The organism is Phenylobacterium sp. (assembly GCF_037189685.1).
In the GTDB taxonomy this organism is placed as follows: Bacteria; Pseudomonadota; Alphaproteobacteria; order Caulobacterales; family Caulobacteraceae; genus Phenylobacterium.
On the sequence record NZ_JBBCIT010000007.1, the window covers coordinates 324279 to 337393 of the forward strand.

The 13115-nt window shown below is 70.6% G+C and carries 11 protein-coding genes; 4 read left to right on the forward strand and 7 right to left on the reverse strand.

Annotation, left to right across the window (positions count from 1 at the left end):
• Positions 1-21: 21 nt before the first annotated feature.
• From WG212_RS05140 to WG212_RS05170, 7 genes are read right to left on the reverse strand one after another with little or no spacing between them, the layout of a single operon-like run.
• Positions 22-1125 (reverse strand): DUF2855 family protein, encoded by a 1104-nt coding sequence (locus WG212_RS05140; protein ID WP_337185992.1) that lies wholly within the window; start codon positions 1123-1125, stop codon positions 22-24.
• Between the two features lie 2 nt (positions 1126-1127).
• Positions 1128-1559, reverse strand: a complete 432-nt coding sequence (locus tag WG212_RS05145) for a hypothetical protein (protein WP_337185993.1) — start codon at positions 1557-1559, stop codon at positions 1128-1130.
• Positions 1556-2458 carry a haloalkane dehalogenase gene (locus tag WG212_RS05150; protein ID WP_337185994.1) on the reverse strand — a complete coding sequence of 301 codons (903 nt, stop codon included), beginning with the start codon at positions 2456-2458 and terminating at the stop codon, positions 1556-1558. The genes WG212_RS05145 and WG212_RS05150 overlap by 4 nt, the downstream gene beginning before the upstream one ends.
• 30 nt (positions 2459-2488) lie before the next feature.
• Entirely contained in the window at positions 2489-3535 is a 1047-nt protein-coding gene (locus tag WG212_RS05155; protein ID WP_337185995.1) for an alpha/beta fold hydrolase, read from the reverse strand.
• Positions 3510-5174 carry a sulfatase-like hydrolase/transferase gene (locus WG212_RS05160; RefSeq protein ID WP_337185996.1) on the reverse strand — a complete coding sequence of 555 codons (1665 nt, stop codon included), beginning with the start codon at positions 5172-5174 and terminating at the stop codon, positions 3510-3512. Before WG212_RS05160 ends, WG212_RS05155 begins: the two co-directional genes overlap by 26 nt.
• Entirely contained in the window at positions 5171-5863 is a 693-nt protein-coding gene (locus WG212_RS05165) for a hypothetical protein (protein ID WP_337185997.1), read from the reverse strand. The genes WG212_RS05160 and WG212_RS05165 overlap by 4 nt, the downstream gene beginning before the upstream one ends.
• 17 nt (positions 5864-5880) lie before the next feature.
• Positions 5881-8832, reverse strand: coding sequence for a TonB-dependent receptor (locus WG212_RS05170; protein ID WP_337185998.1), 2952 nt, complete (start codon positions 8830-8832; stop codon positions 5881-5883).
• A gap of 153 nt (positions 8833-8985) precedes the next feature.
• Here WG212_RS05170 and WG212_RS05175 point away from each other — a divergent pair, with 153 nt between their 5' ends.
• From WG212_RS05175 to WG212_RS05190, 4 genes are read left to right on the forward strand one after another with little or no spacing between them, the layout of a single operon-like run.
• Positions 8986-10185, forward strand: coding sequence for a serine hydrolase (locus WG212_RS05175; protein ID WP_337185999.1), 1200 nt, complete (start codon positions 8986-8988; stop codon positions 10183-10185).
• Between the two features lie 46 nt (positions 10186-10231).
• A complete protein-coding gene (locus tag WG212_RS05180; protein WP_337186000.1) occupies positions 10232-11371 on the forward strand; it encodes an enolase C-terminal domain-like protein in 1140 nt (379 codons plus the stop codon).
• Positions 11372-11385: 14 nt separating this feature from the next.
• Positions 11386-12201 carry a 4Fe-4S dicluster domain-containing protein gene (locus WG212_RS05185; RefSeq protein ID WP_337186001.1) on the forward strand — a complete coding sequence of 272 codons (816 nt, stop codon included), beginning with the start codon at positions 11386-11388 and terminating at the stop codon, positions 12199-12201.
• Positions 12198-13112, forward strand: coding sequence for a hypothetical protein (locus WG212_RS05190; protein WP_337186002.1), 915 nt, complete (start codon positions 12198-12200; stop codon positions 13110-13112). Before WG212_RS05185 ends, WG212_RS05190 begins: the two co-directional genes overlap by 4 nt.
• Positions 13113-13115: the final 3 nt, after the last annotated feature.

Genomic DNA, 13115 nt, shown 5'->3' on the forward strand with positions numbered 1-13115 from the left:
TGCCGCCGCGCGTTCGCGCGGTCAGCCGTTGTGTTCGTGGAAACTCAGCATCAGCACGCGCTCGGGCCCGACCCGCCCGGCCAGCAGTTCGGTCCAGGCCCGCTGGCAGCCCTCGGCTCCGGCGATCGTCTCGACCGTGCGAAGCGAGGCGGTCTCGCGCGCGATGCGCAGCGCCTCGACCTGCGCCCGCTGGCGCATCACGCCGGGGCCCCAGTCCTGGTCGCGCTTGGCCGCCTGGCCGGGACCGAAGAAGAAGGCCGGCTTCGGGCCGGGCAGGTCGTCCCGGCGGCCCCGCTTGTCCCAGTGGGTGACGCCCACGATGCAGCTGTGGGTCAGGTGGTCCCGGAAGTGACCATGCACGCGCGCCCGGACCTCGGAGGCGCCCGCCAGGTCGACCACGACGGTGGGGACCTGCGGGTCCAGCGTCTCGATCTCGTCGTAGCTCACCACCTGGTCGCAGACGCCCAGGGCTTCCACGAAGCCGCGGTTGCCCGTCGAGGTCGCGCCGACCACGCGGACGGGCCTGCCGTCGCGCCGGCCGGCCAGGTCGGCCAGGCCGAAGCCCGTCTTGGACGAGGCGCTGAGCACCAGGAGCTGGCGCGCCCCGAACCAGTCGTTGTCGGCCAGGAAGTCGTCGATCATGAAGCTGGTGGTGAACAGCGGGACCAGCGCCGACCGCTCGGCTTCGAGGCCGGAGAGTTCCGGCGGGTCGGTGCGCGTGAGCTGGTAGCGGTTGTAGACGTCGGCCAGCCCCTGGCGGTGCGCGGCGACGTCGGCGAAGCCGCGGGCGCGCACCTCGCCGGGTTCGAGGACGACGTGCGAGGCCATGGGCAGGAAGCCCCAGAACCGCTCGCCTTCCGGCAGCGCCTCGCAACGCGAACGGACCACGGTGGCGAACCCCCAGACCGGCAGCACGCCCCACGGCTCGGGGCAGGGGAAGAACCGCCAGTATCCCAGCATGTCGCCCGAGACGGCGTAGCTGACGTTGTTGGCCGTCAGGGCGAAGGTCTCGATCCGCGCCAGCACCTGGCCCGGCGCCAGGTTGGGCAGCGGCTGTCCGGTGATCCGGCTGCGGGCGAAGTCGTCGCGCACGACCTCGATCTGCTTCAGGGTCGGGTCGGGCATGATCAGGCCTTCCGGCGTAGCGAGAGGGCGAGGAACAGCGCGGTCAGCGGGAAGACGACCAGGCTGGTGTAGTGCTCGGGCGGGTGATGCCCGGACGACGGCGGCGCATAGACCCACCAGCGGGCGATCAGCATCCCGCGCTCCATCAGGAGCATCAGCAGGAACAGCGGCGTCAGCGCCGGATAGCGCAGCGCCACCACCAGCAGGACGATGCCGAAGGGGATCTGGGTGGCGCCCTTCCAGGCGAAGAGGCCCACCACGGATTCGCGGCGCGCGCCCATTTCGAGCCCCGCGATCACCCCGGCGCCGCCGTCGGGCAGATAGCTGTGGATCAGGCCCGGCACGAGGGTCAGCAGCGCCATCAGTCCCAGGAAGATGCGGGCGGCGCGGCCGTCGTAGCCCTGGCCCTGCAGGCGTGGCAGGAGCGGGTTCACGCCGTCCTCGCGATGAAGGCGTTGATGTGCTCGACCAGTTCGTCCGGCACGTCTTCCTGCAGGAAGTGGCCGGCGGCGGGGAACACGTGGTGCGGCTGGCCCTTAGCGCCGGCGATGCTGTTCTGGAGCTTCACGTTCCCGCCGCGGGCCACGGGATCCATGCCGCCCCACAGGGTCAGGAACGGGCGGTCGTAGGCGCAGAGCTTCGGCCACGCCGCCTGGTTCAGCGGCGCGCCGGGATTGTCGGGCTGCACGGCGATCAGGACGGGGAACTGGGTGATGCCCGCCTCGTAGCTCGGGTCGGGGAAGGGCGCCTGGTAGGCGGCGGCCTCGGCGTCGGACATGGCGTGCGCCTTGGCGGGGCCGAAGTTGGTCCAGGGAAAGGCGGTGGCCTCGCGCATGACGCCCACCCACATCTTCATGAACTCGCTCTCGCCCTCGCCGCGCGGCAGGCCGGTGTTCGCGGCGATCACCCGGGCGAAGCGCTCCGGATGCTGGGAGACCAGGTAGAGGCCGATGGTGCCGCCCCAGTCCTGGCAGAAGAGGGTGATGTCCCGAAGGTCCATCGCCATCAGCCAGTCGGCCATCCACCGGTAGTGGCGGGCCAGGGTGTAGTCGGCCTTCCTCGCGGGCTTGTCCGAGCGGCCGCAGCCCACGAGGTCGACCGCGATCACGCGGTGGCCGGCGGCCACGAGGCCCGGGATCATCTTCCGGTAGAGGTAGCTCCAGGACGGGTTGCCGTGCATCAGCAGGACCGGCGCGGCGTCGCGCGGCCCCTCGTCGACACAGGCGATGCGCAGGGGCGTGCCGTCGCCGGCGTCGATCTCGACGTAGCGGGCGGCGTAGGGGAAGTCCGGGAGGTTCTCGAACCGGCTGTCGGGCGTGCGTACGATGTCCATGAGGTCCGTCTTTGCGGGATGTGTGGCGGCCTAGGCGCGGGCGCGGTGCAGGAAGAGCTGGGCGATCCGGGCGCCGTGCGTGTCCTGGAGAAAGTGGCCGGCGTCGGGCAGCAGGTCGAAGGTGGCGTGCGGATAGCGCCCCGCCCAGGCGCGGCCCCACGCCTCGGGGAACACGTCGTCGTCTGCGCCCCAGATGAAATGGATCGGCCGATCCCAGCCCAGCAGGGTCTCGAAATGGCGGGCTTGGTCCGCCGCGGCGCCGCCCTCGGGGTTGTCGAACGGGATCGACAGGGGGAAGCGGCGGGCGCCGGCGTGCCCGGCGTGGCCGAGGCCGTCGAAGGGGGCGTCATAGGCCCGGCGGACGGCGTCGTCGGCGGGCGAGAGCGCCGGCGCCGGCTGGCCGGCCGCCATCGCCGCCAGCGCCTCGCGGGTCGCGCGTCCGGTGGCGGCCATCATCAGCCAGCCGATGGTCAGGCGCTCGGGCACGTTGCCGGCGTAGAAGCCTCCGGGGCGCCAGCCGGCGTTCCAGCGCCGGACCGCCGGCGTGTAGTCGAAGGCGTCGTGGTGCAGCCAGGTGTTCATGATCACCAGGCGGGCGAAGCGCTCGGGGAACTCGGCGGCCTGGGCCAGCCCGATGGGGCCGCCCCAGTCCTGGCAGAAGAGGGTGACGTCGCGCAGGTCCAGCTCGGCGACGAGCTGGGCCATCGCGCGTACGTGCCGGGCGATCGAGTACCAGTCGTCCAGGATCACCTTGTCCGACCGGCCGAAGCCGATGTGGTCGGGCGCGATGCACCGGTATCCCGCCGCCGCCAGCGCGGCGACGAGGTGGCGGTTCAGATAGCTCCAGGTGGGCATGCCGTGCATCAGCAGGGCGACCGGGCCGTCCGGCGGGCCGGCGTCCACATAGTGCATGCGCAGGCCGTCGACCTCGACGTAGCGGGGCGCCCACGGGTAGTCGGGCAGCCCCTCGAACGCGGAATCGGGCGCGCGGACGAACGGAACGCCGGCGTAGGTCTCGAGCACTTCGAGCCGGTCGGCCGGCGCGCGGGCCTCAGCCAGGCCAGTAGATGTATTCATCGGCTGTCGTCGCCTTCTCTTCGAGGGTCTTGTCGATCATCACCGGCATGGCGCCGGTGGCGGGGAACAGGGCCGGGCGACCGCCGCGGCGATGCTCGGCGATGGCCGCCTTGAGCTCGGCGACCTTGGCGGGGTTGGAGGCCGCCAGGTTGGTCTGCTCGGTGGGGTCCACGGCGACGTGGAACAGCCAGTCCTTCTTCGGATTGTCCGAGGTCTGGAGCTTCCAGCCGTCCTTCAGCACCGCCAGGTAGAAGCCGTCCTGCCAGAAGATGGCCTCGTGCGGCGGGGCGGCGGGCCGCGGGCCGGTCAGCCAGGGCAGCAGGTTCCTGCCGTCGATCGGCCGGTCCGTCGGCGGTGTCGTCCCGGCGGCCGCGGCGACGGTGGGCAGGAAGTCGATGTGGCTGACCGGGTCCTCGAGCCGCGTGCCGGGCTGGATCCTGCCTGGCCACGAAATGAAATAGGGCACCCGGATGCCGCCTTCGAAGAAGGTCAGCTTCCAGCCGCGATAGGGCTTGTTGACGTCGGGCAGGCCCAGGTAGCCGGCCCCGCCGTTGTCGCTGGTGAAGACCACGACGGTGTTGTCGGCCAGGCCCTCGTCGCGGAGGGTCTGCATCACGCGGCCGACGCTGCGGTCCAGCGCGCGCACCATCGCGGCGTAGACCCGCAGGCGATGATCCTGGATATGCGAGAGCGCGTCGTAGTCGGCCTTCGACGCCTGGAGGGGCGAGTGGACGCCCCAGTGGGCCAGGTAGAGGAAGAACGGCCGGTTCCTGTTGGCCTGGATCACCTTCACGGCTTCGTCGGTGTAGTAGTCGGTGAGGTAGCCGCGGGGCGAGAAGACCGGTCCTCCGTTGAACGAGGCCGCATAGGTCATCCGCGCCCAGATGAACTTGTCGATCGGGTCGAACCGGAGCTTGGCGTTCACGACCTGGGGGTCGTTCTCGGGGAGGTAGAGTCCGCTTGACATGAGCAGGCTCTCGTCGAAGCCCTGGGCGTTGGCGCCGAACGCCTTGCCGCCGCCCAGATGCCACTTGCCGATGTGGGCGGTGTGGTAGCCGCGGGCCTTGAGCACTTCGGCGACGGTGATCTCCGAGCCGGGCAATCCCTGTTCGGTCATGGGCGGCTGGGCCGCCTCGGCCCTGGCGTCGCGCAGCATGTCGTGGGGCCGCGTGCCGTCGTTGTAGAACAGCGTCATGATGCGCTGCATGCCGCCGGGCGTGGGCGTGAACTCGAACCCGTGCCGGGTGGGATAGCGGCCCGTCAGCAGCATGGCCCGCGACGGCGCGCAGGCCGCCGTGCCGGAATAGGCCTGGGACATGATCGCGCCGCTGGCGGCCAGGGCGTCGATGTTGGGGGTGGGGACCGTGCCGCCCGCCACGCCGCCGCCGAAGGTGGAGAGGTCGTTGATCCCCAGGTCGTCGGCCAGGATGAAGACGATATTCGGCGGGCGGTCGCCGGCCGCCGGCGTGTCCGGGCCGCGATTCCAGGTCACCTCGATGTTGGCGACCGGAGTCTCCTTGCCCCGCGAACCCACCACGAACAGGATGATCGAGCGGAAGTTCGCGGCCGCGACCGCGCCCAGGGCCACGACGACCAGCAGGACCGCCCCCAGGGTGATGAGGGTCTTGCGCGCCTTCATGACCTCAGGGCCTCGACCAGCAGGTTGCGCTCGATCTCGACCAGCAGGACGTAGGAGTCGGCGCTGTCCACGCGACGGCGGCTCTTGAGCTGGTCGCCGACGGTGGCCGACAGCATGTGGATGCGTGCCTGGGCGTACTTCCGGTCGTCGCCGATGATGGTGTCCTCGACGTCGAATACGGCCACCGGCGTGGCCTCGAGCCCTTCGGCGTAGTCGGGAGCGTCGCGGTCGCCCACGACCTGAACCAGAAGCATCGGGGTTTCGCCGAGCCGGGGCGGGGCGGGCGGGGCGCCCTCTGGCCGGAAGGTCGCGAGCACGATGGTGAAGTCCATGCCCGCGATCTTGTGGATGTGCCGTTCCTGGAACTCGGGCAGCCGCTGCATGTCGAGCTGCGAGACGCGGGTCGGGTACTTGGCGATGGCCACGCGGTCCCAGCGGGCGCCGTCGCCGACGAGCTGGTGGACGACCGGCGCGCGCAACGCGCCCATCGCGCCCACCTTGCCCAGTTCCTCCTGCGGCGAATAGAGGTCGTCGGCTTCCGAGCCGGAGAGGGTGGTCTGACGCCCGTCGGGATACTGCGCCACGGGATGGTAGCGCATGAGGTTGAGCGCCCACATGGGACGGGTGTCGTCCGTCCTCTGCCGCCAGCCCCGGATGTAATCCGTGTTGGGCGTTCCGTAGCTCATCATGGGACGCTCTTTCCTCGTCAGTAGCGTTTGCTGATCGCGAGCTTCACCACCCGGCCGACGGCCGAGGCGGTGAAGGGGTCGTAGTTGAGGCTGAGGCGTGCGAACGGCGGCGCCTCGTCGAACAGGTTGGTCACCGACAGCGACGCCCGGGTTTCCCACGGCAGTTCGGCGCGCACGGCGAGGTCGTGGGTGATGAAGGCCTTCACGGTCCGGCCGGCGGTGACGGTGAAGAGCTGGTTGCGCTCATCGCGATAGATCAGGGGATCGAAGACCCCCGAGCGCCGATCCTCCATCTCGCCGATGTAGTTGAGCGTCCAGCGCACGCTCAGCCGGTCGTTGCTCCACTCGGCGAAGGCCGAGCCCTTGAGGTCGGGCATGGGATAGATGCTGGTCTGGGCGTTCAGCGCGCCCGCGCCGTCAAAGGCGGGGGCCACCTCGATGCCGGCGATGCGCGTGCTGTCGACCTTGAACTTCGAGACGTGGGTCAGGCTGGCGCCCAGCGCGATGTCGCCGCCCCAGATATCGCGCCAGCGGTACTCCGCGCCCACGTCCACGCCGGCCAGGGTCTGGTCGGCGCCGTTGGCGTTCCGGACCAGAAGGCGGCTGATGTTCGCCGCGCCGCACGCGCCGTTGAACGTGAACCGTGCGACCAGTTCCGCAAAGGCCGGGTTCGCGCAGTTGTTGGCCCCGGCGGCGCCGTTCGGGAACACGGCCGAGACCAGGCCTGCGACCGGCTCGGTGGCGATCGGGTTCTCGAAGTCGAAGCGCCAGACGTCCACGGTGGCGCGCAGATTCCCCGGCGTCAGGATCACGCCCACCGAATAGGTGGTCGCCGTCTCGGGCTTGAGCGTGGGGTCGCCCTGGATGTCGATGGTGCGGAACGAGCCCAGGATGCTCTGCAGCGAACTGGCGACGTCGGAATTGCGCTGGGTGAGCGGCGGCGCGCGGAAGGTGGTCGAGGCCGAGCCGCGGAAGGCCAGCCAGTCGGTGGCGCGGAAACGGACGGCGAACTTCGGGTCGAAGGTGGTCCCCGCCTGGCCGCCATAGTCCTCGAAGCGGGCGGCCAGCTGGGCCTGGAGCCGGTCGGAGATGGGGAGCTGCAGCTCGGCGAACACCGCCTTCACCTCGCTGGAGATCTCCTGCGGCCGGCCGGTGGGGGTGAAAGCGAACGGGCCGACGCGGGCGTTGCCGGTGCAGTTCGTGACCCCGAATTCAGGCGTATTGACGCACGGCGAAACGAGGTTGTCCCGGAACGTGCTGAAGGCCGTCTCGTGGGTGTTGCGGCGGAACTGCGCCCCCGCCGCCCAGCTCAAGGGGCCGCCGGGCAGGTCGATCCCCGTCTCGCCGTCGAACACGGCGTCCAGCACGAGGGTGGTGGCGAGCAGGCTGGCCGACCCTTCCTGGAAGAACCAGGCCGTCACCTCCTCGCTGTTCGCGACGGCGGGATTGTAGCCCGGGTTGACGACGCCGGTGTTCGGATTGCCCGCGATCGCGTTGGAGAACGGGTTGTAGTAGAGGCAGCCGTTCTGGCCCGGCGTGTTGAGCGCGCGGTTGCAGTTGGGTCCGCCCAGGCCCCGCAGGGCCAGCTGGTAGCGGTTGATGAGCGTGTCGTAGGCGGTGTTGTAGGCGTCGTCCTCGCCGTAGGTGACCGCCAGGTTCCAGCCCAGCCTGTCGCCGAACGCCCGGCCACGCAGGTCGGCCGAGATCCGGAACAGCTCGTACTCGCGCACCCCCTTGGCGCCGCCGCCCTCGAAGATCGGGTTGCCGCCCAGGCCGTAGGGCCGGTTCAGCAGCAGGCGCACGCCGCCGGCGGGCGCGGGCCCCAGGTTGTTGGCGGCGTAGTAGGCGATGAGGCCCGGGTGGCTGGCGGGGACGTAGTAGGCGCCCGCCTGGGCGGGGATGGCCTGGGCTTCCGCCGTCGGCACGCCCAGGGCCGGATAGGACGGCGCCGTCGCCCAGCGCGGCACCTCGGTGCGGCCCCAGAGCCCCTCGACGTGCAGGAGGGCGCCGCCGGGCAGGTCGAGATTGACCTCGGCGTAGACCTGATAATGCTCCTCCTTCTCGACGAGGTTGTCGAAGGGGGTCGCCTGGGCGAGGCAGGCCGGGGTCGTGGCGTTGGCGAAGCCGGCGAAGCCGCCCAGCAGCGCGCAGGCCACGTCGCGCTGCGGCGCGCCCGCGGGGTTCAGCCCGTTGGCCGCCAACGGCAGGAAGCTGTGCGGGCTCGAGATGGGGTTCCAGCCCCCTTCCGGGTTCTCGGCATAGGACTTCACCGCCCAGTCGCGGTCGCGCACCGACAGCTCGGAGCGGTGCTGCCAGCCCGCGCTGATCAGCGCGTTGGCCCGCTCGCCGACCCAGCCGTAGGTCGCCGACAGGCCCCAATTGCCGCTGGAGCCTTCGATCGCCGAATAGTCCGCATTGACCTCGAGGCCCCTGAAGTCGCGCCGGGTGATGAAGTTCACGACGCCGGCGATGGCGTCCGAGCCGTAGGTGGCGGCGGCGCCGTCCTTCAGAACCTCCAGGCGGCCGATCGCGGCCACGGGGATCATGTTGGTGTCGACGATGCCCGTGCCGCCCTGGCCTGCGGGGTTGATCGGCATCCGCCGCCCGTTGAGCAGCACCAGGGTGCGCTGCGGGCCGATGCCTCGGAGGTTGACGCTGCCCGTGCCCTCCGAGGCCAGGGCGCGGTTGTCGAACTGGTTGCTCTCGCCCAGGACGCCGCTGCTGGCGGGCAGGGACTTCAGAAGGTCGACGACCGTCGGCGAGCCGCGGCGCTGGAGGTCTTCGGCGGTCAGCACATCGACGGGCAGGGCGCTCGTCTGCACGCCTCCCCGGATGTACGAGCCTGTCACCACCACTTCCTCCACCGTGGCGCGCGACTCGGATTGGGCCTGAGCCGATCCGGCGCCGCACAGCAGCCCGCAGGCCGCCAGCCCGACCGACGAAGCAAACAGCCGCGATCTGTAGGTCACGTCTTTCCTCCCCCATCATGGCCCGGCTTCGTTTGAATGTGAACCGGGACTCTTATTCCTGTTGCGTGGACCATCGCCTTGCCGCATAAAACTGTCAACAGAAGACAGTTATCTGAATGCACGATAACGTGCGGACTGCGGGAGGGAGGCGTCATGAGGCGAGGTTTGGGTGTGGGCCGTGCGGCGCCGGCGGCGGGTTCGGCCTTGGTGCTGGCCGGCGCCGCGCAGGCGGACGAGCCCAGGAACGATCCGAGCCAGTGGTTCCGGATCGCCCGGCCGGACGACCGGGTCGAGGTCTTCACCCACTACGACCGGATCTTCCCCGTCGATCGCCTGACGCCGTCGTCCCGGCCGCGCGCCTACGCCCGCGACGTGCGGCCGCTCGAGCCGGTGGCCTATGAGTTCGAGGGGCGCGAGGCGACCGTTGGCGACTACATGGCCCGCGCCAACGTCAACGGCCTGATGGTGCTGAAGGGCGGCAAGGTCGTGTTCGAGGCCTATCGCAACGGCGTGGGACCGGCGACCCAGCATTCCCTGTGGTCGGCGTCGAAGAGCTACACGATCACCGTCCTCGGCGTCGCCGTGCGGGAAGGGAGGATCGGCAGCATCGACGATCCCGTCGAAAAGTACGCGCCGCAGTTCAAGGGCACGGCCTACGGATCCGTCTCGATCCGGCACGTGGCGATGATGTCGTCAGGGATCCAGTTCTTCCACGACCGGGGCCGCCCGAACCGCAACGACATGTACCTGGCCCTGCTGGGCGGCAAGAACCTCGACGACTTCGCCGCCGAGCGCGGGCCGCGGGTCCCCCCAGGGACCGACTTCAACTACCTGGCGACCGACACCCATGTGCTGTCGGCCGTTCTGCGCGGCGCCTACGGGAAGCGTTACGCCGACATCGTGCAGGAGAAGCTGTGGACGCCGGCCGGCTTCTCCAGCGGGGCGTCCTGGTCGAAGCATGCGCGGGGGCCGGAGGGCGTGAACTTCGGCCACTGCTGCCTGCAGGCGACGCTCCAGGACTTCGCGCACCTGGGCCAGCTCTACCTCGACGACCTCGTCGTGGACGGGAAGCCCCTGACGCCCAAGGGGTGGGCCGACCTCGTCACCCGACCGTCGGCGCCCTTCCAGGAGCCCGGCGAGAAGCCCCGCGGCTACGCCATGCAGTTCTGGGTCCCGCAGGGCCACCAGGACGAGTCGATGGCGCTGGGCGCCTTCGGCCAGATCCTGTGGGTCGACCGCAAGCGCGGGGTCGTCGTCGCCCAGATCGCCGCCAACGGCGACAAGCCGCCGACCGACGCCGAGGAGAACGCCGTGTTCCGCGCCATCGTGGACGCGGCGCTCCGCAACCCGTGACCCCGATCCGAACCCGCAAAGCCTTCGCGTCCCAGGGAGCGCCCCAATGAACATCGCCGACATCACCGCCCGCATCGTCCGCATCGCCGCCAAGATCCCCTACCGCATGGGGCCCATGGAGGACGGGGGGGACGTCTATTTCGGGCTCGTCGTCACCGTGACGACGGACCAGGGCGTCAAGGGATACGGCGAGGTGTTCCTGACGCCCGGCTGGTATGCGCCCGACACGCCGATGGGGATGATCGGGATCGTCGAGCGCACCTTTGCGCCCGCGCTCGAGGGCGTGTGCGTCATGGACACCGAGCGCGTCGTGGCCGTGATGGACAAGGCCTGGGAGCTGGGCAACCTGTTCGCCAAGTCGGCGGTCGAGCTGGCCGTGCACGACGCGGCCGCCCGCAGCATCGGCCGGTCGGTCTGCGACCTGATGGGCGGCCGGGTGCGCGACCGCTTCGCGCTGTCGGGCGGCGTCGGGCACGACACGCCCGACCGCATGGCGGCGACCGCGAAGACGCTGGTCGACCGGGGGTTCCGCACCATCAAGCTGAAGATCGGCGCCAAGACCGACCCCGAGTTCGACGTCGTCCGCGTGCGTACGGTGCGCGAGGAGATCGGCCCGGACGTCAAGCTGCGGCTGGACGGCAACGGCGTCTTCACCGTGCCCGAGGCCATCCGCCTGATCCGCAAGCTGGAGCCGTACGACCTGGAGCATGTGGAACAGCCGGTGCCGGGCTGGAACGTGGACGGCATGGCTGAGATCCGGTCCAAGATCGGCGCGCCCCTGATGGCCGACGAGTCGGTCCACAGCGTCCAGGACGCCATGCGGGTGGTGAAGGCCGGCGCGGCCGACGCGGTGAAGATCAAGATCGCCAAGACCGGCGGCTACCGCCGCAGCCAGCAGATCGCCGCCATCTGTTCGTCGGCGGGCGTGGATGTGCTGATCGGCCAGGGCATCGGCACCAGCCTCCAGGCGCTGGCCGAGCTGCACTTCGCCTGCTCGCACGCCGCGGTGAAGCCGGCCGCCGAGTTCATCGGCTCGGACAAGCTGACCGACGACATCCTGAAGTCGCCCATGACCATCGAGGACGGCGATGCGGTCCTGCCGCCTGGCCCGGGCTGCGGCATCGAGGTGGACGAGCGCAAGCTGGAGTCTCTGAGCGTCGCCCTTCCCGCCAAGCGCGCCGCCTGACGGAGGACGAGGCCATGAACGTCATCGACACCCTGAAGCGGCCGCACCAGCCCTATGGCCGCGCCTGGGTCGACCGCGCCCGGCGCGAGATCGGGGCCGATCTCATGGGGGTCCTGGCCGTGACGCCCGAGTCGCATCCCGACTTCATCTACGGTGTCCAGGCCTTCCTTCCGACCGCCAAGGCGGCGGTGATCCTGGCCAACGAGATGGGGTCCGAGACGGTCAACTTGGTGAAGCCGCCGGCCAAGTACGCGGGCAAGGTCAAGACCGGCGCGCTGCTCTCGCCGCACGTGGTCCAGGTGACGTCCGAGTTGGACCACGCCAGCTCGATGCTGGCGCGGATGCTCAAGCAGGCGGGCTTCCGCACTCTGGCGCTGCCCAGCCGCGGCCTGCCGTTCCGGCCCGGCCAACTCAAGGCGGCGCTGTCCTATTGCCACATCGCCGAGGCGGCGGGCATGGGCACGGTCGGCACCCACAGCTTCCTCATCACACCCGAGTTCGGCACCCGCATACGCCTGACCTGCGTGCTGACCGAGGCGCCGTTGCAGACCACCGTCCGCGTCGATCCGGTGGACGACTGCACCCACTGCCTGGACTGCGTGAAGATCTGCCCGGTGGGGGCCATCTCCTCGCCCGGCCCCGGCCGGCGCTACGAGGTCGACGGTATGCGCTGCAAGATGTACCGCGACATGGTCGACAACTGCGGGCTCTGCCAGAAGGTCTGCAGCTACTCCACCCATCACTCCGAGATCGGCGACGGCCCGCTGGTGGCCAAGGTCCACTTCCCGGCTCCGCCGGTCGCGGACTACGATCAGGTCGATGCCCCTTGAGCGAGCGATCCAACCGCTTCGCGGAACTGCTGGTGGAGGACGACGCCTATCACCTAGCCTCGCGCGGGGTGCTGCGCGTACGGGGCCGCAAGGGGCGCGAGGCGCTCCAGAGCCTGCTCACCAACGCGATCCCCGAGGGGGTCCGGGCGGCGACCTATGGGGCGGTGGTGGACGCCGACGGCCGCGTGGCGGGCGACATGCTGGTCGTGCCCGACGAGGGCGAGCTGCTGATCGACTGCGACCGCGGGCAGGCGCCGGTCTGGATCGACCTGATCCGCGCCCGCGGCGGCGCGGGAACGGACGTGGCCGACGAGACGGCCCGCTGGCGCGTCTTCGGGCTGCTCAACAACCAGTCGGTGTTCGACGACGGCACGCCCTACATCCGCTACGCCGACCCGCGTCGCCACGAACTGGGCAGCCGCGTGCTGCGGCCGGTCGAGGCGCGGGAGAGCCTGTCGTGGCGACACGAGGGCAAATGGCGGGCGCACGCCTATCGCCTGGGCGTCGCCGGGAGCGAGGTGTTCGGCCGCGCGCGGCTGGACGTGTTCGAGGCCGGCCTGCACGGGCTGAGCGCGCTGCACCCCGCCCGGCTGGAATCCCTGGGCCTGCCCGCGATGGAGGCCGGTCCGCCAGCCGTGTCCCGGCGCCTGCTGCCCTTCCGCGTCGAGCCGTCGGGCCCGGGCGTGCCGGTGATGCTGGGCGAACCCGTCACGGGCGGCGCCGAGGAGGTCGGCCGGGTGGTGGCGATCCAGGGGCTGTTCGGACTGGCGGTGATGGCGCTGGAGCCCTGGCGCGCCGCGCTCGAGGCCGAACCCCTGCTCCGCTGTGCGGGCGAACAGGTGCTGCCCACCTGGCCCACCTGGCTGGGGCGCGAGAGCACGGGGCGCGCCAGCCCGGCCGCCCGCGCGTGATCC